This is a genomic window from Pseudarthrobacter phenanthrenivorans, from assembly GCF_036455295.1.
Classification (GTDB): domain Bacteria; phylum Actinomycetota; class Actinomycetes; order Actinomycetales; family Micrococcaceae; genus Arthrobacter; species Arthrobacter phenanthrenivorans_C.
On the sequence record NZ_JAYXNX010000002.1, the window covers coordinates 1723 to 21304 of the forward strand.

The 19582-nt window shown below is 64.7% G+C and carries 23 protein-coding genes; 15 read left to right on the forward strand and 8 right to left on the reverse strand.

The window, feature by feature from the left end:
• Nucleotides 1-707 precede the first annotated feature (707 nt).
• Nucleotides 708-1346, forward strand: a complete 639-nt coding sequence (locus VXJ37_RS02435; protein WP_331321482.1) for a PAS and ANTAR domain-containing protein — start codon at nucleotides 708-710, stop codon at nucleotides 1344-1346.
• Nucleotides 1347-1405: 59 nt separating this feature from the next.
• On the opposite strand, the gene VXJ37_RS02440 is transcribed toward VXJ37_RS02435, so the two are convergent.
• A complete protein-coding gene (locus VXJ37_RS02440) occupies nucleotides 1406-1711 on the reverse strand; it encodes a hypothetical protein (RefSeq protein ID WP_331321483.1) in 306 nt (101 codons plus the stop codon).
• A gap of 265 nt (nucleotides 1712-1976) precedes the next feature.
• On the opposite strand from VXJ37_RS02440, the gene VXJ37_RS02445 reads away from it, so the two are divergent.
• The 4 genes from VXJ37_RS02445 to VXJ37_RS02460 all read left to right on the forward strand — a co-directional run bounded on the left by VXJ37_RS02445 (nucleotide 1977) and on the right by VXJ37_RS02460 (nucleotide 4815).
• A complete protein-coding gene (locus VXJ37_RS02445) occupies nucleotides 1977-2321 on the forward strand; it encodes a hypothetical protein (RefSeq protein ID WP_331321484.1) in 345 nt (114 codons plus the stop codon).
• A 10-nt stretch (nucleotides 2322-2331) separates the two neighbouring features.
• Complete coding sequence (locus VXJ37_RS02450; RefSeq protein ID WP_331321485.1) at nucleotides 2332-3012, forward strand: haloacid dehalogenase type II; 681 nt, start codon at nucleotides 2332-2334, stop codon at nucleotides 3010-3012.
• Between the two features lie 135 nt (nucleotides 3013-3147).
• Nucleotides 3148-4251, forward strand: a complete 1104-nt coding sequence (locus tag VXJ37_RS02455; RefSeq protein WP_331321486.1) for an NADH:flavin oxidoreductase — start codon at nucleotides 3148-3150, stop codon at nucleotides 4249-4251.
• A 39-nt stretch (nucleotides 4252-4290) separates the two neighbouring features.
• The gene (locus VXJ37_RS02460; protein WP_331321487.1) at nucleotides 4291-4815 is read left to right on the forward strand and encodes a redoxin domain-containing protein; all 525 of its coding nucleotides are present in this window, start codon (nucleotides 4291-4293) and stop codon (nucleotides 4813-4815) included.
• A 94-nt stretch (nucleotides 4816-4909) separates the two neighbouring features.
• On the opposite strand, the gene VXJ37_RS02465 is transcribed toward VXJ37_RS02460, so the two are convergent.
• Both VXJ37_RS02465 and VXJ37_RS02470 read right to left on the reverse strand, forming a co-directional pair.
• Nucleotides 4910-5377, reverse strand: coding sequence for a hypothetical protein (locus VXJ37_RS02465; protein ID WP_331321488.1), 468 nt, complete (start codon nucleotides 5375-5377; stop codon nucleotides 4910-4912).
• A 284-nt stretch (nucleotides 5378-5661) separates the two neighbouring features.
• Nucleotides 5662-6042: a DUF7793 family protein gene (locus VXJ37_RS02470; protein ID WP_331321489.1), complete on the reverse strand. Its 381-nt coding sequence runs from the start codon at nucleotides 6040-6042 to the stop codon at nucleotides 5662-5664.
• A gap of 1126 nt (nucleotides 6043-7168) precedes the next feature.
• On the opposite strand from VXJ37_RS02470, the gene VXJ37_RS02475 reads away from it, so the two are divergent.
• Nucleotides 7169-7342, forward strand: coding sequence for a CsbD family protein (locus tag VXJ37_RS02475; RefSeq protein ID WP_141941346.1), 174 nt, complete (start codon nucleotides 7169-7171; stop codon nucleotides 7340-7342).
• A gap of 105 nt (nucleotides 7343-7447) precedes the next feature.
• Entirely contained in the window at nucleotides 7448-8170 is a 723-nt protein-coding gene (locus VXJ37_RS02480) for an alpha/beta hydrolase (protein ID WP_331321490.1), read from the forward strand.
• A gap of 59 nt (nucleotides 8171-8229) precedes the next feature.
• On the opposite strand, the gene VXJ37_RS02485 is transcribed toward VXJ37_RS02480, so the two are convergent.
• Nucleotides 8230-8691 carry a GatB/YqeY domain-containing protein gene (locus tag VXJ37_RS02485; RefSeq protein WP_331321491.1) on the reverse strand — a complete coding sequence of 154 codons (462 nt, stop codon included), beginning with the start codon at nucleotides 8689-8691 and terminating at the stop codon, nucleotides 8230-8232.
• 125 nt (nucleotides 8692-8816) lie between these two features.
• Here VXJ37_RS02485 and VXJ37_RS02490 point away from each other — a divergent pair, with 125 nt between their 5' ends.
• From VXJ37_RS02490 to VXJ37_RS02500, 3 genes are all read left to right on the forward strand, one after another.
• The gene (locus tag VXJ37_RS02490; protein WP_331321492.1) at nucleotides 8817-10424 is read left to right on the forward strand and encodes a phospholipase D family protein; all 1608 of its coding nucleotides are present in this window, start codon (nucleotides 8817-8819) and stop codon (nucleotides 10422-10424) included.
• Nucleotides 10425-10530: 106 nt separating this feature from the next.
• Nucleotides 10531-10806 carry a hypothetical protein gene (locus VXJ37_RS02495; RefSeq protein WP_331321493.1) on the forward strand — a complete coding sequence of 92 codons (276 nt, stop codon included), beginning with the start codon at nucleotides 10531-10533 and terminating at the stop codon, nucleotides 10804-10806.
• 150 nt (nucleotides 10807-10956) lie between these two features.
• Nucleotides 10957-11982, forward strand: coding sequence for an NADPH:quinone reductase (locus tag VXJ37_RS02500; protein ID WP_331321811.1), 1026 nt, complete (start codon nucleotides 10957-10959; stop codon nucleotides 11980-11982).
• A 14-nt stretch (nucleotides 11983-11996) separates the two neighbouring features.
• Here VXJ37_RS02500 and VXJ37_RS02505 read toward each other — a convergent pair whose 3' ends face one another.
• From VXJ37_RS02505 to VXJ37_RS02520, 4 genes are all read right to left on the reverse strand, one after another.
• Complete coding sequence (locus VXJ37_RS02505; protein ID WP_331321494.1) at nucleotides 11997-12188, reverse strand: three-helix bundle dimerization domain-containing protein; 192 nt, start codon at nucleotides 12186-12188, stop codon at nucleotides 11997-11999.
• A gap of 153 nt (nucleotides 12189-12341) precedes the next feature.
• Nucleotides 12342-12572: a hypothetical protein gene (locus VXJ37_RS02510; RefSeq protein WP_331321495.1), complete on the reverse strand. Its 231-nt coding sequence runs from the start codon at nucleotides 12570-12572 to the stop codon at nucleotides 12342-12344.
• A 74-nt stretch (nucleotides 12573-12646) separates the two neighbouring features.
• Nucleotides 12647-13615 (reverse strand): glycosyltransferase family 9 protein, encoded by a 969-nt coding sequence (locus VXJ37_RS02515; RefSeq protein WP_331321496.1) that lies wholly within the window; start codon nucleotides 13613-13615, stop codon nucleotides 12647-12649.
• On the reverse strand, nucleotides 13612-14754 hold the full coding sequence (locus VXJ37_RS02520; protein ID WP_331321497.1) for a glycosyltransferase family 9 protein: 1143 nt from the start codon (nucleotides 14752-14754) through the stop codon (nucleotides 13612-13614). The genes VXJ37_RS02515 and VXJ37_RS02520 overlap by 4 nt, the downstream gene beginning before the upstream one ends.
• A 205-nt stretch (nucleotides 14755-14959) precedes the next feature.
• Between VXJ37_RS02520 and VXJ37_RS02525 the strand changes: the two genes are divergently transcribed.
• From VXJ37_RS02525 to VXJ37_RS02545, 5 genes are all read left to right on the forward strand, one after another.
• Nucleotides 14960-15262, forward strand: a complete 303-nt coding sequence (locus VXJ37_RS02525) for a DUF4193 domain-containing protein (protein WP_018761323.1) — start codon at nucleotides 14960-14962, stop codon at nucleotides 15260-15262.
• Nucleotides 15263-15425: 163 nt separating this feature from the next.
• Nucleotides 15426-16166 (forward strand): M50 family metallopeptidase, encoded by a 741-nt coding sequence (locus VXJ37_RS02530; protein ID WP_331321498.1) that lies wholly within the window; start codon nucleotides 15426-15428, stop codon nucleotides 16164-16166.
• 29 nt (nucleotides 16167-16195) lie between these two features.
• The gene (locus tag VXJ37_RS02535) at nucleotides 16196-17278 is read left to right on the forward strand and encodes a glutathione S-transferase family protein (protein ID WP_331321499.1); all 1083 of its coding nucleotides are present in this window, start codon (nucleotides 16196-16198) and stop codon (nucleotides 17276-17278) included.
• Nucleotides 17279-17324: 46 nt separating this feature from the next.
• Nucleotides 17325-18434, forward strand: coding sequence for a serine hydrolase domain-containing protein (locus tag VXJ37_RS02540; RefSeq protein WP_331321500.1), 1110 nt, complete (start codon nucleotides 17325-17327; stop codon nucleotides 18432-18434).
• Between the two features lie 93 nt (nucleotides 18435-18527).
• Nucleotides 18528-19580 carry an FUSC family protein gene (locus VXJ37_RS02545; RefSeq protein ID WP_331321501.1) on the forward strand — a complete coding sequence of 351 codons (1053 nt, stop codon included), beginning with the start codon at nucleotides 18528-18530 and terminating at the stop codon, nucleotides 19578-19580.
• The last annotated feature ends 2 nt before the right edge of the window (nucleotides 19581-19582 follow it).

A 19582-nucleotide genomic window follows, 5' to 3' on the forward strand; every position in this document is an offset into this window, starting at 1 on the left:
GTGATCGTCTTGGTCCTGCTGGCGCCGGTATCGGCAGCGGCAAAAGACACGGGGGCAAGGGTCACGACAGCGCCGGCCAGCGCGGCGGCGAGGAATCCGCGGCGGGAAGGGGACAGGAAAACACTTTCAGCCTCGTGGGCTTTACATGGGGAACTCACCGCCCGAGTCTCACCATACGGACTGAACAGCAGGCCACTTGATGGCAAACACCAGCTGAACCACGGGAATTAATTGGTAGCAACGTAGCAGTTGTGCAAGTACGCCAAGCAGGCCGCCCGGACAGTGCCCCGGCTTTGTTTCATTGCCGTTTGGGCAGAGAAGAGGACAGTGCAACGAGTGTCGCTCTTGCACCGTCCTCTAAGCACATCTGGGCCGCGCCTCGAAGAGCGGCAGGGAGAGAACTTCGCGAAGCTTGATGCTTTCTTGAGCAAAATTGCCCGAATCCAGCATTTGAAGGGGTCAAGATGGTAGCCGTTGTGTAGCAGAACGCGACGTCCCTGGATCTGATGTGGCTGACGCACCTCGATCTCAGGACTCAGGCAATTGCCTCGAGCCCCGCCGCCGGATCGCTCCCCGCGGCGGGGCTTTCCTGCACCCGGCGGTCGTGACGTTTTACTGCGCCGGCGGTTCGGGATGCACATAATGGGAACCCAGTTCGTTCAGCCAAGAGATGGTCAGGAGCGTCCGGGAGATGGGAGACGCTGCTGATGACTGTTGAGCTGAACACTTACCTGTTCCCCCTGGTGGCCAAGGGCGCATGCCCGGCCGGAACCTTCGAACTGGACTTCTGTACTGGCCGCATGTCCTGGACCAAGGGCCTGTACGACATCCACGGCTTCAAGCCCGGGCAGGTTGTCCCCACCTTCAGCCTTCTGCTGACTCACCTGCACCCTGACGACCGCGGGCCATTCCAGACGTTGCTGACCAAGCTGTCGGCCAGCGGCGGCCAGGCGGCCCTGCTCCACAGGGTCATCGACAGCAGGGGACGCCAACGCCAGGTCTTCTCGTCAGTGCAAGCCGACGTGATGGCAAGCGGCATCCCTGAACGGGCTACAGGCTTCATGGCCGACCTGACCCGCACCATGCACGAAGAGACGCGCCAGGCAACGCGGGACGCAATCAACGGTGCCTTGGCCAACAACGCGGTCATCGAGCAGGCCAAAGGCATCGTCATGACTGTTCTGACGGTCTGCCCGGAAAGAGCTTTCGGGATCCTTGCCTGTCAGAGCCAGCGGACAAACACGAGACTCCCCACCCTGGCAGCCAGCCTCATCGAGACGATCAGCGCGGGCAACGCAGCGGAAGTGGTGAAGGCCTGGTCATGGGCCGAGCCGGCCCAGTCCTGATGGCCACAGGCCCCGGGAAAAGCCAGCGGCTGCCGCGGATGCAGTTCTCCACGCCGACTTCAGCGAACGGGGCGCACCCTTTCCCATGTCCGGTCCAGGCGTCGACGGCGAGGCTTCCCGTTCAGGCTTGGGGCGCTCCAGATGATGTAGTCCGCTGCGGCGGCACCTTTCATCGCCAGCATGTTGTTGCCGGGTGTGATCCCCCGCCGGCTGAGCGCCTGCCACAGGGCCTTGTCTGGCAGCGGTTGGCGTCCCGACAGCAGGCACCAGCTCGTGTAGACGCCGAACAGCTCGTCACGGCTCAGCCCTGTGTCGCTGCCAGGCACCGCGCTGACCGCTTCGCGCAGAAACGCGTCGAAGTGCATGGTGTCTCCGGTCTGGGGCCATCGACCAAAGATTCTCACGGGGCGCTCCCAAGGGATCGGCGTCAGCACCTGACATTGCTGGTCCGAAGATATGTGCAGCTTCGCATTGTGTCCAGATTCGGGAACGGCGACACCGCGTCGGCTCCCGCTCGGGCGCCCGGGAGGCAGCGTCCACTCGAAGGTTATCTGCTCCCAGCTTTCTCCAAGGGTTGGTGGGTACGTTCCGGTCGGCGGATCCTCCGCCCCTAAGAATCAAGGAGTGCATGTGGGCCCCATCAAGAGTCTCTGGGCCATGGTCCAGGGCGATCCCGTGTTCATGCGGAGGATCAACGGTTGGCTTGCCATCTTTTGGATTGTCATGATCCCCCTCTCGCTGATGATGGGTTGGTTGGACTCAGTCGTGTATGTCTCTGCGCTCTCGCTCTGGGCCCTGGTCTCCGGCCACTGGTCCGCTTGGCAGGCTGCCCGGGTCGAGGTCGCGCAGCAGGAGGACGCCAAGCGCCGGGAGAAGGAAGACCTGGTCGCCGAAGTCGTGGAAGCACTGTTGGCGCGCACGAATGTGGAACCGGCCCGTGAGCACACCGCGGGACGTCTTGAACCGACGAAGTGAAGGAGTAACCATGACCCGCACCACCTCGGTCATTGTCTTTGATGTGAATGAAACCCTGTCGGACATGTCCCCCATGACACAGCGTTTCGCCGAGGTTGGGGTAGCGCCCGAAATGGCGAAGCTATGGTTCGCGACCCTGCTGCGTGATGGCTTCGCGCTGGCAGCCAGTGGAGACAACGGTTCGTTCTCCAGCATTGGCGCGGAGGTCCTCCGGGGACTGTTCAGCAATACGGATCTCAATCGGCCCCTTGACGAGGCGGTCGACCATGTCATGGGCGGCATGGGAGCCCTGGGGATGCATCCTGACGTGCCCGACGGGATTAGAGCCCTCAGCGCCGCAGGGCTGCGGCTGGTGACGCTCAGCAACGGCTCGGCCCAGATCGCGGGAAAGCTGTTCAGCGAGGCCGGGATCCGCGACGAATTTGAGTCACTGCTGTCGGTCGAGGAAGCGACCGCCTGGAAGCCTGCCCGCAGTTCGTACGAATATGCGGCCGCCACTACCGGATCCGACCTCGGCAGCATGCTGCTCGTGGCGGTACACCCCTGGGACATCCAGGGTGCCGCCCGCGCCGGCCTCCGAACCGCGTGGCTGAACAGGACCGGGGAGAGCTACCCGGCCTATTTTGAGGCCCCTGACTTCACCGTTTCCGCCCTGACGGAGCTGGCGCCTGCCTTGGCAGCACCCCACTAAAGCAAGATCGCGACGGGCGGGAAGGGTCGCCCGGCAGGGAATTTAATAGCGCCGCTCGGTCTTACCGCTAATACGGGCCTTTTCGTCAACCGCCCATGCCAAGGAACAATCCCCGAGACTTTCAAGGACACTTTCATGCCCAATCTCGAATCCCTCTGGACCTCACTTCGTATCGGGTCCACCGAGCTGCCCAACCGTGTCGCGCTGGCGCCGATGACCCGTGTCAGCGCCACCGAAGACGGCCACGCAACCGAGCGGATGGCTTCCTATTACTCGCGTTTCGCGGCCGGCGGCTTCGGTCTGCTCATCACCGAAGGCATCTACACCGACACCGCCCACAGCCAGGGCTACCTGTTCCAGCCGGGCCTGGCCACCACCGAACAGTCCGACTCGTGGGCCAAGGTCGTGGATGCCGTCCACGCCCGCGGCTCCCGTATCTTCGCCCAGCTGATGCACGCGGGCGCCCAGTCCCAGGGCAACCGGTTTGTTGACTCCACCCTCGGTCCTTCCACTGTGGCGCCCAAAGGGGAACAGCTCGGCTTCTACCGTGGCGAAGGACCCTACCGGGAACCGGAAGAGGCCACGCCGGCAAAGCTGAACGAGGTCCGCGACGGCTTCGTGACCGGTGCACTGAACGCCAAGGCCGCCGGCTTCGACGGCGTGGAGATCCACGGCGCGAACGGCTACCTGCTGGACCAGTTCCTCACGGACTACCTGAACCAGCGCACCGACCAGTACGGCGGCACACCCGAAAACCGGGTCCGGCTGGCCGTTGAGGTGAGCCGTGCCGTCCGTGACGCCGTCGGACCCGACATGAGCGTCGGTATCCGCATCTCCCAAGGCAAGGTCAGTGATTACAGGCACAAATGGGCCGGCGGAGCCGATGAAGCGGAGGCGATCTTCACTGCCCTCGCAGCGACCGGCATCGACTACGTGCACACCACCGAATATCGGGCCGACGCACCGGCCTTCGGCGAGGGAGGGCCCTCCCTCGCGGCCCTGGCCAAGGAACACACCGGACTGACCGTCATTGCCAACGGCAGCCTTGACGAACCGGAAGCAGCCGCGGCCCTGATCGCTGACGGGCAAGCCGACGTCATCGCCCTCGGCAAGGCAGCACTCGCCACGCGCGACTGGCCCCGCCGGGCCCGCAGTAACGAGAGCCTGGAGGAACTGGACGGCAGCGTCTTCGCGCCCGTCGCCGACGTCAAAGACTGGGAACTCGAACACACCGCCTAACACCCTGACCGATCAGTCATTCACAGCTGGAGGGAAACCATGACGCTCATTCCAACGCACAGTGCACCCGCCCTTGGCCTGCCCCTCGTGGGCGGGGGAAGCACCGATGATCTGAAGCTGGGCACCGGGGACGGCGGCCGGTTCAGCCTCGTCGTCTTTTACCGCGGCCTGCACTGCCCGATCTGCCGCAAGCAGCTGTCCGAGATCGACAAGCGAATCGAGGACCTGAAAGGCACCGGCATAGGCCACGTCGTCGCAGTCAGCATGGAGACCGCTGAGCGGAGCCACCAGGTCGTGGACCGGTGGCACGTGGCAAACCTGCCCGCAGCCTACGGCCTGACCGAGGAAGCTGCACGGGCGTGGGGCCTAAACCTCTCCCACGCGATCAAGGACGGCGAACCGGACCTGTTCAACGAACCAGGCATCTTCATCCTCGATGAGGACGGCACGCTCTTCTGGTCCAGCACCGCAACCATGCCCTTTGGTCGTCCGTCCCTGGATGACGTGATCGCGGGAGTCAAATACGCCCAGGAGCATGACTACCCGGCCCGGGGCGCTGCTTAAGACCACGCGTATCCACGACAAGGGCGCGCTCCGGGCGCGCCCTTGTCGTTCCTTCGGTTTCCCGGCTGTCGTTCCTAGGCCCGGCGCTTCCAGGTCACGGTGCGACCTGGAGTTGGGTGTTGCCAATGAACGGCGGGATGAATCCTGGCAGTGTCATGTAGCTGCCGATAGTGCCGGTGTAGTGGCCGTAGGTGTCAGGCACAGTGATGGTCGTCGGGAACCCTCCCAGACCGTTTAGTGCGACACCGGTGATGGTGAGCGTCGTACCATTGTCGGTCCACCAAACATCCCCGGAGTCGGCGACAGCGCCCTGCCCAGCGTGGCCGCAGTCCGATCCCTTGTAGTCGCCGGTCCCATTCTGGTCCAGTTCGATCCATAGCCACACACCGCCGCCGTCGTGACCGCTGATGTTGGCCGAGATTTCGATCTGGTACATCGCCGCGTTCCCGCCGTAGGCTGAGGCCGGAGCGGCCAAGCTTAGACCGCCAGCCACTGCCGCGAGTGATGCCCACAGTGCCAAGGCTGTTTTGCGGCCTGCTGAGAAGGTTCCTGACGTTTTCATATTCTGCTCCGTTTGACAGTTCCTCTATACCGTCGGAAGGCCCAGAACACTTCCGCTTAGAGGGGCGCTTTTCAGGCACAGCGCCCACCAGCGTGTCACGCCATGATTTTAGAGACGAAGCCCTGTCGCAGATAGGGCCATTGGGCTCTTTGCACGACTCCATACCGCACCTGGGTCCGGAATGGATTCCGGCTTAGTCGGCCCCGGCGTACAAGGGGCATCGGCTGTCGGGGGATAGCGATGAGTTCGGTTCGGAACCCGAGACGAAGCCTAGGAAGACAGCGTCACGCAGACGACTCGCCCGCGTCATGGAGCAGCCACGCCAGGGCCCTCTCCTTGGTGGTGAAGTACGCGATCGAGAACCCGGACGGCGCCAGGGGCAACCGGAACATGGCGATCACGCGATCCACGGGGGAAGTCCCCACCAGCGCCATGCGCGAGATGCTGGAGCGGGAGGGAAAGAGCTTGCGGGCGGCCGCGGAGTGGGTCACTCCCCCGATCTCGACCAGCATCGGCAGCTGGTTGCCCCGGCAGAGTGTCTCGATGGCGGCCAGAGCCGCGGTGGCGACGTCGATGCCGATGTAGGTCCCCTGCTTCCAGCGCAGGCGAAGGACGCCGCCGTACAACTCCAGCGTGCCCTTGCCCTTGATGTCCACCGTGCTCATGTACTTCCCCGTCGTTGACCGAATCCAGCCTTCGACGCTAGCGGAACGTCATCCCTCATGCGATAGGACACTCCCACCACCGCGAATCAGACCCAGGTTGTCAGCTCCGGCAGCTCGTCTGCGAAAACGGTCCGGGGATCCAGAGCCACGGCTTCGAGGATCGCCCGTGCCAGGGCCGGGGCGTGCTCGGGCCGGGTATGCCACCGCTGCAGAGATGCCGTCCGCCTGGTCGATCTGAATGCAGGCGTCCGAGGTGTGGATCGGGCGCCACACATTGAGGGTGTCCTCGGGGTTATACGTGTCGCGGTGGCGGTGAAGGAAGTAGTCTTCAACGGCCATGGAAATCCTCTCCTGAAAATGGGCAAGTGAGCACTATAAGCACGAGTGCAGTGCCGCCCACTAGAGCCCGGAGCGGCCAGTATCAGGGCTTGCGACATCATATTCCGGTAATCTTCAGGCGACACGGCGCGGAAGAAGCCGCAAAGCATCTGGTACACAGGTATCGCGATTGCGTACGGGGGCTTATGGCCTCGGGTTTCCCTGTGCAATCTGGGAACTCGCATGCGCCCCTAATAGGGAGGAGAACAACTTGGGGGATCTTGCTGGCCTGGAGCTGACAGGCGCCTACGGATTGTGATCAGAGCATAGCCATGCGCTGACTGACATTGCGTGACATGCTGACGCTGATCATGAAATCCCTCCGCCGGCATCGAGTCTTACTCGGGCCCTTGACTTGTCCCAGCCTCATGACGCCAGTGTCTCAGCCGAGTGAACGATGAGGCCCTCAGCGGTAAAGTGCAGACAAAGTTCGATCTCAGGGCGTCACTAGGAGACAGCACCCCGGTACGCCGATTTCGCCTACCTGGCCTTCACNAAAGACACTTTCAGCCTCGTGGGCTTTACATGGTGAAGTCACCGCCCGAGTCTCATGATGCGGACTGAACGGCAGGTGGCCTGGTCGCCAACAGGGACTGAACCGCGGTGATTAATTGATAGCCGCGTGGCAGTTGCGGAGCTGCGGGCAAACGCTGCGAAGTTGCCGGACTACTTGATATCCGGAACCTAAGCATGCTTACTATAGATAAAGCCGACAACGAACGGCTGCCGAACCAGAGGAGGAAGCACCATGGGACTGGGCGACAAGATTGACAATGCTGCCGAGAAGGCGGGCGGCAAGGCCAAGGAAGCTGCCGGCGCCGCCAGCGGCGATGAGAACCTGCGGGCCGAGGGTCAGGCGGACCAGGCCAAGGGTGACTTGAAGCAGGCCGGCGAGAAGGTCAAGGACGCCTTCAAGCACTGACGGGTATTTGCGGGAAGGGCGCGCTCAGCGAACGGGGCGCGCCCTTCCCATGCATTCCCATCCGGACCACTTGACCGCTCCCCTCGGTGGACCTACAGTCCCTTCATGGCTGGCAGGCAGGGGTTGTTGCCGCAGGGCGTAGTCCTGGTACATGGCATGTGGGGTGTACCGGAAGACTGGACATGGGTCCGGCGTGAACTTGAAAAGCACCAGCCCAATCTGGAGGTGCTCGCACCGGACCTTCCCTCGCACCGCTCGCCCGAAGCCGGTCTGCTTGAGGACGCGGACGAGGTCCGGACGGCCATCGCGGCAAGCCCGGCGCCCACCGTCGTCGTCGGCTGGTCCTATGGCTGTGATGTTGTCGGAATTGCCGCCCACGGCAAGCCGAACGTGAGCCACCTCGTATATGTTTCCTCGCCTCCCTTGAAGGGGCAACCCGAAGTGCGTGATGTGCGCTGGGTGGATGCGATGGACCATATGCTCCGGGACGAGTACGGCCGGTTCGCTTTGGACGGTGACTGGTGGCTCAGCCAGGATGAAGCCGGGTCAAGGCTCCCGGACGAGGTGCGCGCATTCCTGAGACGTCACCCGCGCAGATTTGTCACCAAAAAGACCCGCAGCGATCCCGTCCCCGCTCAGGCGTGGGCAGAAATTCCCACGACCGTCCTCCTCGGTCTGCGGGACAACCTGACGGGGCAGGAACAGAGGGCGTGGGCACGCGAGGCTGTCGCGGACGTCCGGGACATCGACACCGACCACTTCATGCTGTTCAACCGCCCCGATGTTGTTGCCGAAGTGATCCTCGAAGAAGCTCTTCCGGCTGAATAACAACCAGCAGATCCTCGAAGTGTCGGCAGCCATCGGAGACCAGGCCGGCCACCCGGGGGTCACGCCAGGCGGGACTTCACGATCTCGCTGACGGCTTTGCCGTCGAAGCGGCCGCCGATCCTCGGCGTCACCAATTTCATGACGGCACCCATGGAGCGCATCGTCAGCCCGGCGCCGGCCGCTCCCAGCTCCGCAATGGCCCCATCGACGATTTCCTCGGCTTCCGGGCGGGTCAAGGCCCTGGGCAGGTACGCCTCAATGACCTCAGCCTCCGCAATTTCGGCCTGCGCCCGGTCCTGGTGGCCTGCGGCCGAGTAGGTTGCCGCGGTGTCGCGCCGCTTGGCGGCCTCCTTCTGCAGCAATGCCGTCACCTGGAGATCATCAAGGTCCACCGGAGTCTTGCCGGACTTCTCGCGCGTTTCGATCTCACCCAAAACGTTGCGCACCGTGGTCAGGGCCACCTTATTGCCGGCTTTCATGTGCACGACGACGTCGCCCTTCAACTTTTCCTTCAATGACATGCTTCCGCCTTGTTCTTCCTAGGTAGTCGGGTGGTGTTGCGCACCCGGGGCGGCCGGACCGCCATCTTCATAGGCTAGTTTGGAAATCCAGCAGCCCGGACTTCCGGGCCCGAAAGGAGCACCGGGTGGACAGCACGGCAGGCAAATGGTTCCTCAACCACGCTGAGCGGGGAAACCCTGCTTCCGCCATCCAGTCACGGGATGCAGGGGCAGCGTCCTGGTCCGAGGGAAACCTGGTGCGCCCCCTGGTTCATGGTGCAACGTACTTCTCCCGGTTGCATGAGGAGCTCCGGGACCTGAAGGCGGGAGACCGGGTCTGGTTCACGGACTGGCGGGGCGACGCCGACGAGAAGCTCGAGGATAGGGGGCCCACGATCGGCGGTTTGCTTGCCGGCCTGGCCAGGTCCGGGGTGGAAGTGCGCGGCCTTGTCTGGAGATCCCACGGCGAACGCGTCTCGGCCCCGATCAGCGGTCGCTCCAACGAGCTCCTCAGCCGGAAGATCAACGATGCCGGCGGTGAGGCATTGCTGGATCAGCGCGTGCGTCTCTTCGGCTCCCATCACCAAAAACTGGTGGTAATCCGCCGTCGCGACGATCCTTCACGCGACGTCGCCTTCGTGGGTGGAGTCGACCTGTCACACAGCCGCAGGGACGATTCCCGGCATTTGGGTGACCCCCAGGCGGTGACGATGGATCCGCACTACGGGCAGACACCACCGTGGCATGACGCGGCCCTTGAGCTCCGTGGTCCCGTAGTGGCTGACGTGCTGGCCGTGTTCGCGGAACGGTGGAACGACCCCCACCCGTTGGACCGGCACACGCCTTACCGGATGCTGTTGCAGCGGCTGGCCCGGATGCCGCGGCACCCCAGGCCGCTCCCGGAGGCCGCTCCCCCACCGCCGCCTGCCGGCCCGCACGCCGTGCAACTGCTGCGCACCTACGGGATGAAGCACCCACCCTTCCCGTTCGCACCGCAGGGCGAGCGGAGCATCGCCCGGGCCTATGCCAAGGCCTTCGCCCAGGCCCGGTCGCTCATCTACATCGAGGACCAATATCTGTGGTCCAGGGAGGTGGCAAACGGAATTGCAGCCGCGCTCGAGAACAACCACGCCCTGCACGTGATCATAGTGGTGCCCAGGTACCCGGACTCGGACGGCGCCGTGGGCGGGCCGCCCCGCCGGCTGGGGCAATTGCGCGCCCTCAGCGTGCTTCGACGGGCAGCGCCGGACAGGGTGGGTGTGTTCAACCTTGAAAACAGTGAGGGAACGCCCATCTATGTCCACGCCAAAATCTGCATCATCGACGACACCTGGTTCACCTGTGGATCAGACAACTTCAACCGCCGGTCCTGGACCACTGACAGCGAGCTCACCTGCGCCGTGATGGACACCGCGGCCCCCGGGCCTGCGGGTGAGGGCAATGAAGCCCAGCCGTCCCAACCTCTCGCCAGGGAATTGCGGCTCCAGCTCTGGGCCGAACATCTCGGCCTGGAACACGACAATCCCCGGCTCCAGTCGGACCAGGGCCAACTTGAGCTCTGGAACAGCACCGCGGAGGCCCTCGACCAGTGGCACCGCAGCGGCCGCCGGTCCCCCCGCCCGGCCGGACAAGTCCGGCACCACACCCCAAGTCCGGTAGGGCGCTTCCAGCGCGTTTGGGCCGATCCAATCTACCGGTTCATCGTCGATCCGGACGGCCGGCCGCGGAAACTGCGGGGCACCTCCACGTTCTAGTCAACGAGAGCACACGTCCAGGCTTTAGCTGGTACCGGTATTCGAGCACCCGGAATTCCCTCCCCTTGACACCAGGTGCTGGAAGATCTTGGATCATCCTTAAGTCGTGCAGTTGGCTACCTCCACCTATCGCATCCCGCTCGGGATGTCCCAGGGAGCGGACATGGATGCCGGCTCAGTACTCGGGTTCATGGCAGGGTACGTTGCCACCCTCGCGGGCGTATTTCTCCTCTATCTCCCGGTCCTCGCGCTGTTCGTTGCCCTCCTGGTGGCAGCCGGCGTCGTCCAATTGCTGTTGCTGCCGTTCATCATTCTGTTCCGGAGGTTGCGGCGTCCCGGGAATGAACGGGATGCCGATGGTTCCTGGATCCTGGGCCGCTAGAACCAGCGCCGTTGGAAACCAGCCCCGCTAAGCTCCCCGGCCGCTGCCAGTACTGAGCCCAGTGGAACGCCGCCACCGGCCGCCGCGACTTTTGCTGCTTCCGATAGGTTGGAAGCGACAGGAAATCTCTATCCGGCCATGGGAGCAGACGTGAAGGCAATCGTGTATGAAGCAACAGGTCCCTCATCGGTGCTGAAGCTCCAGGACAAACCGCTGGCTGCCCCGGGCCCCGGGGAAGTGCGGGTGCGCCTGGTGGCATCGGGAGTGAACCCGACCGACTGGAAATCGCGGTCCGGAAGCGGAAGCCACACTCTGGACGCTCCGAAGGTCCCAAACCAGGACGGAGCCGGCATCGTCGACCAGTTGGGCTCCGGCGTGGAAGGGTTTGCGGTGGGCGACCGCGTGTGGCTGTGGGATGTGGCCTGGGGCGGCACCGAAGGCACAGCCCAGGAGTACGTGGTGCTGCCGGCCCAGAAGGTAGTAGCACTTCCTGACACGGAATCCTTCGACACCGGCGCCTCCCTGGGTATCCCTGCCCTGACGGCCCACCGGGCCCTGACATCCAACGAGGACGGACCGGCCAGGCTTGCACCCGGTGCCCTGGCGGGCAAGACCGTGCTGGTGACCGGAGGCGCCGGAGCTGTGGGGCATGCCGCCATCCAGTTGGCGCGGTGGGCCGGCGCCACTGTCATCACCACCGTCAGCGGCGACCGGAAGGCTGCACTTGCCAGCCGGGCGGGCGCGGAAACAGTCATCAACTACCGGCAGGACGACGTCGTCCGCGCGGTCAGGGAAGCAGCCGCAGAAGGCGTGGACGTTATCGTGGAGGTCAACGCGCCTGCCAACATCGAAACCGACCTCCAGGTGCTGAAACCTGGCGGGACCATCTCCATTTATGCAGCAAATCCCGGCGAATCCCTCAACATTCCCATCCGCGAAAGCATGACCAGGAACGTCCGCTACCAGTTCATCCTGACCTACACGGTTACGGGCGGCCAAAAGCAGCAAGCGGTGGCGGCGGTCAGCGACGCGCTTGCTGCAGGAGCGCTCAGGGTTGGTGCAGAACATGGGCTGCCCCTGTCGCGGTTCCCGCTCGCGGAAACGGCCGCCGCCCATGACGCAGTGGAACAGGGGACGATCGGAAAAGTAGTCATAGACGTCGCACCGGCACCCTGACCTGCGCGCCCCGCCTAGCCGGAGAGGCGGTCCCTTGCAGCGTGTTCAACCAGGACGGGGATGAACGCGCGGACCCTGCCTGCGTCCAGCAGGCTATGCTCCTGCTGGACCACGTCTTCGATGTGTTCCCTCGACATTCCAGGAAATTTCGCGGCCAGCCGGTCCACCACGTCGGCCAGCGCGCGCAACTCTTCGCTTACTCCCATCGGGAAAGTGTCAGCGTTCAGGGAGCGCCCGTCAAGGCTTGACAGATTGCCTTGCGTGCCGCCCCCGATGGTCCGCCGAACGACGGCGGACGCCTGGCTATGCACGTCCATCCATCGAAGGTGCTGACCGGCGGCGGGCACGTTCCAAGGTGGTCAGTGCGGGTGCAGCCTTCTGGTGCGGGGATGCCGGTTCCGTCCCTGCGGACGGGTCCCGGCAGCGACCGGACGGTACTCAATCCGCCGCTTTTCCGTCCTGAGGTCGCGCCGTTCCTGCCGCCGGGCCTTCCTCTCGGGACGGTCGATGGCGGACAAAATGGTCAGCGTTACGCTAATCCAAAGGAACGCCGTCCCCAACACAAAAGCAATTTCCAGCTCAGTGCTCATACCACAATGTTAGGCCCGGGCGCGTGTTCTCCACCCCCTGGGGATCCACATCATTGGCCGCAAATCCACAGTACCTAGAGAAGCCCCAGCTCCCTGACGGCCGCCATCACGTCAGACACCTGGACTGCAAGCAGGGCGGGATCAGGTTGGGCGGCGAACGTGTCCCCGCGCCGCAGTTCGGCGCGGGTGAGCACCACATGGGGCCCGGGCGGCGGACCCCAGATTTCGGGTGGGGCGGGACCGAAGAGAACCACAGACGGAGTCCCGTACGCCGACGCCAGGTGTGCAGCACCCGTATCGGCAGAGACCACCAGCCGTGCGGCAGCGATCGTGGCGGCAAACTCACCCAGGCCCAGAACACCGGCCAGCATGGCGGTGTCCGGAAGACCCGAAAGGCGGCACACCTCCTGGGCACGTTCCCTTTCCGACGTGCCGCCGGTGAAGACCACCTGGTGCCCGGCTTCCGCGAGCGCTGATGCCACTGCCGCGAACCGGCCGGCCGGCCACAGCCGGCTTCCGTAGGCTGCCCCCACGTGCAGTACGGTCGCGCCCGGAACGGGGCTGGGCATGTGGGGGGTGTTCAGCTTCACGTCCAGGGGATCGGCCTCGATTCCATGCCATTCGAGCAGCCTGACCCAGCGTTCTCGCTCGTGCAATTCGGGCCGCCACGGGGGCCCGTCCCGGTGCAGGCTTTGGTGCCCCACGGTCCGCCGGGCTTTCAGGGCCTCAATGCGTCCCTGGCTTTCCGGGCCGCTGCCATGGAGATTGATGGCCACATCCACTGCGCCCGGTTCCATTGCCAGCGGTTCGTCCAGGCCGTGCGTTGGCAGGAGTTCGTAGCCACCCACCAGGCCCAGGGCTTCGGACAGCCAGCCCTGGGCCGCGTAGCGAAGGCGGTGCTCCGGAAAGGCATGTCGGATGCCCTTCAGTGCAGGCACGGCAACCAACAGGTCCCCAAGCTTCAGGGCGCGCAGGACCAGGAGTTCCGGTTTGCCGTCGGCGGGGATGAGGGCGGACTCCCCCGCAGCGTGGACGCCGCTCATGCGTCCTGCTTTGCCAAAGTGGTGGCCGACAGGCTCCGGACGTCCTCGTAGACCCCGGACACCCCGATGCCTGCCACTACAGAGTCATCATGGACGCAGCGCGGTGCCGTCCAGCCGACCTGGGTGACATCGATGCCGCAGGTGGGGCAGGCCGTCACCCATGACGTGTGGATGCGGTGGAGGCTCCGGCCCAGTGCGCCTGCGTTGATCACATTGCCGGCCCAAAAGATACCGACCGTGGGCACGCCAAGCGCTTGCGCAAGGTGCCTGGGGCCGCTGTCGTTTGCCACCACCACATCGGCTTTTGCCAGCAGCGACACCAGTCCCGCCATATCCAGTCGGCCCGCCGTGGAACGGACCGCGGCTGACCCGGCCCGCGCGGCGATGTCCTCCGCGAGGTACTGCTCGCTGCCGTCCCCTATGATCACCACGGTGGAGCCGTCAGATGCGCAAGCGCCGGCAAGTTCGGCAAACTTTTCGGCAGGCCAACGGCGGCGGGGGTCCGTGGCGCCGGGATGGATCACCACGAGCGGCTGGCCGGCACCGCCATCCGCCGCTTCGGGCACGGCCCCGTCATCGGCGGGCGCCAGCCGGGCTTCAAGATCTATGGGAAATGCACCGGCGAACCCTGCGACTTCCAGCGCCCTTAACGGTTCATGCTGATAGTAGATGTAGGGGATGGTGCGTTCGAGGCTTGCTGCATCAGCCGTCCTGGTCCCTACCGTGTGCCGCGCTCCCAGCCGCAAAAGGAAGGGATTGGAATACCGTCCCCCTCCATGAAGCTGGACTGCCAAATCAAAGTGCCGGCTGCGCATGTCCGCAAAGAAGCGGTCCAGCTCGCCGGCATCCTCTTCCCCGGGCCTGACACCCTCTGCGAACGGCAGCACCACAACCTCATCCACCGGGCTCTTCAACGCCCCCAGCAGCGCCTGGTGTACAGGGGTACCCAGCAAGGTGATCGTTGCAGAGGGGTAGGCGGCCTTCAGCGCAGCCATCGCCGGGATGGCAAAAATCAGGTCGCCCAGCCCGCCCCCGCGCAGGACAACGATCCTGCACACGCCGTCGAACTTCTCCAGTACCGGACCGACGCCCACGCCAACCTGTCCCGCACCGCCGAACTCTGCGGTGAGTTGCTCCACGATCTGCCCCTTCCGTCACGCAGAGGAAAAGCACCGGCCATCCCTCCACAACCAACGCAGCCGCAACGCGGTGGGAAAACCCGCGGCTGCTCCCCTGAACCTTTACCCAGCCGGCCGCAGATCTACGCTCCTTATTGGGGAATACCGGCCTTATGCTGTACGTTTCATACCCGACAGCCAATCAAAGAAAAGAGAAGCACCCAAAGTGGCAACCGATTACGATGAACTGCGTTCCGACGTCAAGGAATCGCAGGACAACTCACTCGAGCAGCTCCAGTCAGCAAATGCTCCCGACGCCCGCAGTGTTGTGCAGGAGTTGGACGAGGCTGACGGGCTGGACGGCGCCGGCGTCCCTGGCGGCGAATTCGTCGCTGAGGAGCTCGTAGTCCAGGTCATCCCGCAGGCTGAGGATGAGTTCACCTGCTACTCCTGTTTCCTGGTCCGGCACCGGTCCCAGATCGCCCGGCAAAAAGACGGCCACAGCTACTGCACCGAGTGCGAAGGCTAGTCAGCAAGCTTTCCTGGGGGCCGGCACTACGATCCCTTTCGAGAGGCACGCCTGCGGCGTGCCTCTCGGTCTTTAAGCATTCATCCAGCCCGCGTCCGTAGCATTGGGCGCAATACGTTCGACGCCGGCACCCTCGTTGGGGGGCGGCAGCCAGGAGGCACCGGTGGACATCCCCGCCAACTTTTGGAGCGCGTTCAGCGCAGCCTTCACCCAAACAAACGTTCCCACCGTCACGTGGGGTGAGATGCTCCTGTCCCTGGCGGCCGCCGTCGCCCTTTCCATCCCGCGCCGCAGTTGGCGCTACTTCGGCCTCCTTGCCACCGCCACGCACGAACTGGGCCACGCGTTTGCCGCCGTAACCTCCGGGCAGCGGCTGTCCGGAATCCGGCTTCGGCTGGACCACTCAGGGACCACCACCACATACAGCCGGAGCAGGCTGGCGGCCGCATGGTCATGCTTTTGGGGCTACCCCGTACCCGCCATGGTCGGGGCCGCTTTCGTGTGGTGCGGAATCGCTGGCTGGGGCCCCGCTGCCATGGCCGGCAGTTCGCTGGTTCTCGCTGCATCCCTTGTCTTCCTCCGCAACTTTGCCGGATTAGCCATCACCATCGGGGCCATAGCGGGTGCAGCCGCACTGGCGTTCCTTGCTTCCGGTTCCGTGGCGGGCCACCTATCAGTCGTTCTTGGCCTTGCCCTCCTGGTGGCCGCCGTCCGGGACCTGATCAAACTCACCAACGTCCACCTCCGACGCCGCGACCGCCTCAGCACCTCCGACGCCTACCTCCTCTACCGTGCCACCGCTGTACCATCCGGGATCTGGATTGCCTTGTTCACGCTCGTGGTGGCCGGCGCATGGCTGGTGGCCTGGCAGCCAGTCTCGGCAATTCTGCTGCAACGCCGGTAGACGGCAGCGGCGGCGCATAGGCTTGGGGCATGAGCCAGGAATCCGAAAGCACCACCGCAGCGACCGGCAGCACCAGCGAACACAGCACCCGCGGTGCCTATGTAACGGGCGGGGCCGAGTTCACCCGGGATACCAACTACATCGAGGACCGCATCACCAGGAACGCATCCCCGGGCAGCAACGGCGAGCCGGGGTGGCCAGTGGAGGCCGGGCGCTACCGCCTCATTGCGGCCAGGGCCTGCCCTTGGGCGAACCGCACCGTCATTGTCCGCAGGCTGCTCGGACTGGAAGAAGCCATCTCCCTGGGCCAGCCGGGTCCCACCCATGATGCACGGTCCTGGACATTCGACCTCGATCCGGACGGCGTGGATCCGGTCCTGGGTATTGAACGCCTGCAGGAAGCGTACTTCAAGCGTTTTCCGGGCTACCCCCGCGGCATTACGGTGCCTGCAATCGTTGATGTGCGCAGCGGTGAAGTGGTCACCAACAACTTCCCCCAGATCACCCTGGACTTCTCCACGGAGTGGACGGATTTCCACCGGCCAGGTGCACCGCAGCTCTACCCCGAGCACCTCCGGGAGGAAATCGACCAAGTGAACAGGCGCGTTTTCACCGAGGTCAACAACGGCGTCTACCGATGTGGATTCGCAGGTTCGCAGGAAGCCTATGACGCGGCATACGCACGCTTGTGGGCCGCCATGGACTGGCTCGAGGACCGTTTGTCCCGGCAGCGCTTCCTGGTGGGCGACACGATCACTGAGGCAGACGTCCGGCTGTTCACCACACTGGCCCGGTTCGATCCCGTGTACCACGGCCACTTCAAGTGCAACCGGCAGAAGCTGAGCGAGATGCCCAACCTGTGGGGCTACGCCCGGGACCTCTTCCAAACTCCGGGATTCGGCGACACCATCGACTTTGTCCAGATCAAGCAGCACTACTACATCGTGCATGAGGACATCAATCCCACAGGGATCGTCCCCGCCGGCCCGGACCTCAGCGGATGGCTGGAGGACCACGGCCGGGAATCCCTGGGCGGCCGCCCCTTTGGGGACGGAACACCGCCGGGACCGGTCCGGGCTGGCGAGGAAGTGGCCCCGGGACACGGAGCATAGGCTCCCGGACCGGACAGGAAATCGTTTTCCGCTTACACTGGGCGGCATGCTTACTTCCCTGGGCTTCGTGGCTCCCGTCTACCAGGACGTCCTGGCCCTCTTCGAATCCTTCCTCGCCGAAGATCCCCACTACAGCGCGCAGGTGTCCGCCTATCGTGACGGTGTGCCGGTACTCAGCCTGACCGGTGGCCCTGGCATGGATGCCGATACCCTCACGGGCGCCTATTCCTGCTCCAAAGGAGTGGCCGCAATGGTCATCGGGCTCCTCGTGCAGGACGGTGTCCTGGACCTCGGCAAGGCGGTCGCGGATTATTGGCCGGAATTCGGCGTCCACGGAAAGGACCGGCTGTTGGTCAGGGAGGCGCTGTCGCACCAGGCAGGCCTCCTGGGGGTTGAGGGCGGATTCGGCCTGGACGAGTTCACCACGTCGGGAGCCGCATCGCGGCTCGCCGCGACTGCACCTGCCTGGCAACCGGGCCGGCAGTTCGGCTATCACGCGCTCACCATCGGCATCCTCATGGAGGAACTGTGCCGCCGGACCACGGGCGAGGCGTTGCAGGACATTTACAACCGAAGAATTCGTGAGCCGCACGACGTCGATTTCTTCCTTGGGCTGCCGGCAGACCAGGAGTCCCGGTACCGGGATGTCCTGTATGAGGCAGATGCGGCACAGCCGTGGGTCGACCCGCTCAGCCTTGAGGGCCTGAACAGCAACGCCCCGGTCAGCAGCATCATGGAACTGCCCAACATCCGGTCAGTCAGGGCCGCCGGGATGTCCGCCGCCGGGGGTGTGGGGTCTGCCGACGGCCTGGCCCGGTTGTATGCCGCAGCCACCACTGGCGTTGGAACCGACAGTCCCTTCCTCACTGAGGAAACCGTCGCTGCAATGACGCGGGAGCAGGTGTGGGGACTTGACCGGTCTTCCGGGCTGGACAACGCGTTCGCGGTGGTCTTCATGAAACCCCACCCTTCGCGGAACTTCGGCAGCCACCGGGCCTTCGGGCACGAAGGGGCAAACGCTGCCCTCGGTTTTGCCGACCCGTCCTACCGTTTGGCTTTCGGCTACATTCCCCGGCGCGCGGAAGAAGGGCGCACTCAGGGCCGCGCCCACCGGCTGGCTGCTGCCGTACGCCGCTCAACAGCAGGTTTGTCCTGACGCACCGCCGGCCCTACTGTTGTCCGGATGGGCAATACTCAAGCACGGCCGGACGCACGGTGGGCTCGGGGGACCCAACTTCTCAAACAATCGGTGGCTGGACTTTCCGCTGCCTTCGCGGAGCAGCGGCTGCAACTTGCGGCTAAAGCCGCACTGGCAGCCGGGCTGGCTTTTGCCATTGCGCCGCACATGCCCGGCGCGGCGTCGCACTACGCATACTATGCGCCGCTGGGCGCGCTGGTGGCGATGTACCACAACGTGGCCGGGTCGGTCCGGCAGGGGCTCCAGGCGCTCGCCGGGCTGGCTGTTGGCATCGGACTTTCCTTCATCCTTGTCAGCATCGCGGAGCCCTCGCCGCTGACCGTGGCGTTGTTCATGGGAATAGGCGTGCTGCTGGGCGGCCTGCCGGGCATCGGCTCAGGCAGCGACTGGATTCCGACGGCGGCCCTCCTGGTTCTGCTGGTGGGCGGCAGAAACGCCGAGGATTTCTCCTACGGCTACCTGGTGCAGATGGCTGCGGGCGTGGTGGTCGGCATCGCTGTGAACTTCCTGATCTTTCCGCCACTGCACCTTAGTGCGGCCGCCTCCAGCCTCGCGGACCTGCGGCAGGCCCTCGGGCGCCAACTGACGGACATGGCCGCGGCGCTGAAGGAAAAGTGGCCGCCTGAGCACGAGGACTGGTCGCGCCGGTCAGACGAACTGTCCGAGGCAGCAAGTTCAGTGCGGCACCTGGTCAAGGAAGCCGACGCCAGCCGCCGGGCCAACCCGCGCAGAAAACTCCACCCGCGCGACGTGGACCAGGACTACCGCGACCTGCAGAACCTGGAGCGCGTGACCTTCCACATCCAGGACATGACCGATGTCCTTTCAGACGTGATCTGGGAAGACGAAGTGCCGTACGCGATCCCCCTGCAGGACAACGAGCCGCTGGCGGATGCCATCAACGCAACGGGAGAACTGCTCTCGATCCACAGCGACAGCGGCGAGCGCGCATACAAAGACGCCTACGAAGCCGCCAGGACGGCGGTGGAGGCCTGTATGGCCTCCACCGCCGGCAGGCAGGCGGCACACGGGACGGTGCCTGCCTCTGAGTCGGTCCTTCTCAGCCTCCACCGGATCCTGCGGGTCATCCGCCCCAGGGGCTAGGC

What these genes read in the sequence shown, in the direction of transcription:
- VXJ37_RS02505 (WP_331321494.1), bottom strand. Translation starts at nt 12,188, where the DNA reads ATGGGAGTAAGCGAAGAGTTGCGCGCGCTGGCCGACGTGGTGGACCGG.
- VXJ37_RS02450 (WP_331321485.1), top strand. Translation starts at nt 2,332, where the DNA reads ATGACCCGCACCACCTCGGTCATTGTCTTTGATGTGAATGAAACCCTG.
- VXJ37_RS02460 (WP_331321487.1), top strand. Translation starts at nt 4,291, where the DNA reads ATGACGCTCATTCCAACGCACAGTGCACCCGCCCTTGGCCTGCCCCTC.
- VXJ37_RS02455 (WP_331321486.1), top strand. Translation starts at nt 3,148, where the DNA reads ATGCCCAATCTCGAATCCCTCTGGACCTCACTTCGTATCGGGTCCACC.
- VXJ37_RS02435 (WP_331321482.1), top strand. Translation starts at nt 708, where the DNA reads ATGACTGTTGAGCTGAACACTTACCTGTTCCCCCTGGTGGCCAAGGGC.
- VXJ37_RS02480 (WP_331321490.1), top strand. Translation starts at nt 7,448, where the DNA reads ATGGCTGGCAGGCAGGGGTTGTTGCCGCAGGGCGTAGTCCTGGTACAT.
- VXJ37_RS02510 (WP_331321495.1), bottom strand. Translation starts at nt 12,572, where the DNA reads ATGAGCACTGAGCTGGAAATTGCTTTTGTGTTGGGGACGGCGTTCCTT.
- VXJ37_RS02535 (WP_331321499.1), top strand. Translation starts at nt 16,196, where the DNA reads ATGAGCCAGGAATCCGAAAGCACCACCGCAGCGACCGGCAGCACCAGC.
- VXJ37_RS02475 (WP_141941346.1), top strand. Translation starts at nt 7,169, where the DNA reads ATGGGACTGGGCGACAAGATTGACAATGCTGCCGAGAAGGCGGGCGGC.
- VXJ37_RS02470 (WP_331321489.1), bottom strand. Translation starts at nt 6,042, where the DNA reads ATGAGCACGGTGGACATCAAGGGCAAGGGCACGCTGGAGTTGTACGGC.
- VXJ37_RS02540 (WP_331321500.1), top strand. Translation starts at nt 17,325, where the DNA reads ATGCTTACTTCCCTGGGCTTCGTGGCTCCCGTCTACCAGGACGTCCTG.
- VXJ37_RS02465 (WP_331321488.1), bottom strand. Translation starts at nt 5,377, where the DNA reads ATGAAAACGTCAGGAACCTTCTCAGCAGGCCGCAAAACAGCCTTGGCA.
- VXJ37_RS02485 (WP_331321491.1), bottom strand. Translation starts at nt 8,691, where the DNA reads ATGTCATTGAAGGAAAAGTTGAAGGGCGACGTCGTCGTGCACATGAAA.
- VXJ37_RS02515 (WP_331321496.1), bottom strand. Translation starts at nt 13,615, where the DNA reads ATGAGCGGCGTCCACGCTGCGGGGGAGTCCGCCCTCATCCCCGCCGAC.
- VXJ37_RS02440 (WP_331321483.1), bottom strand. Translation starts at nt 1,711, where the DNA reads ATGCACTTCGACGCGTTTCTGCGCGAAGCGGTCAGCGCGGTGCCTGGC.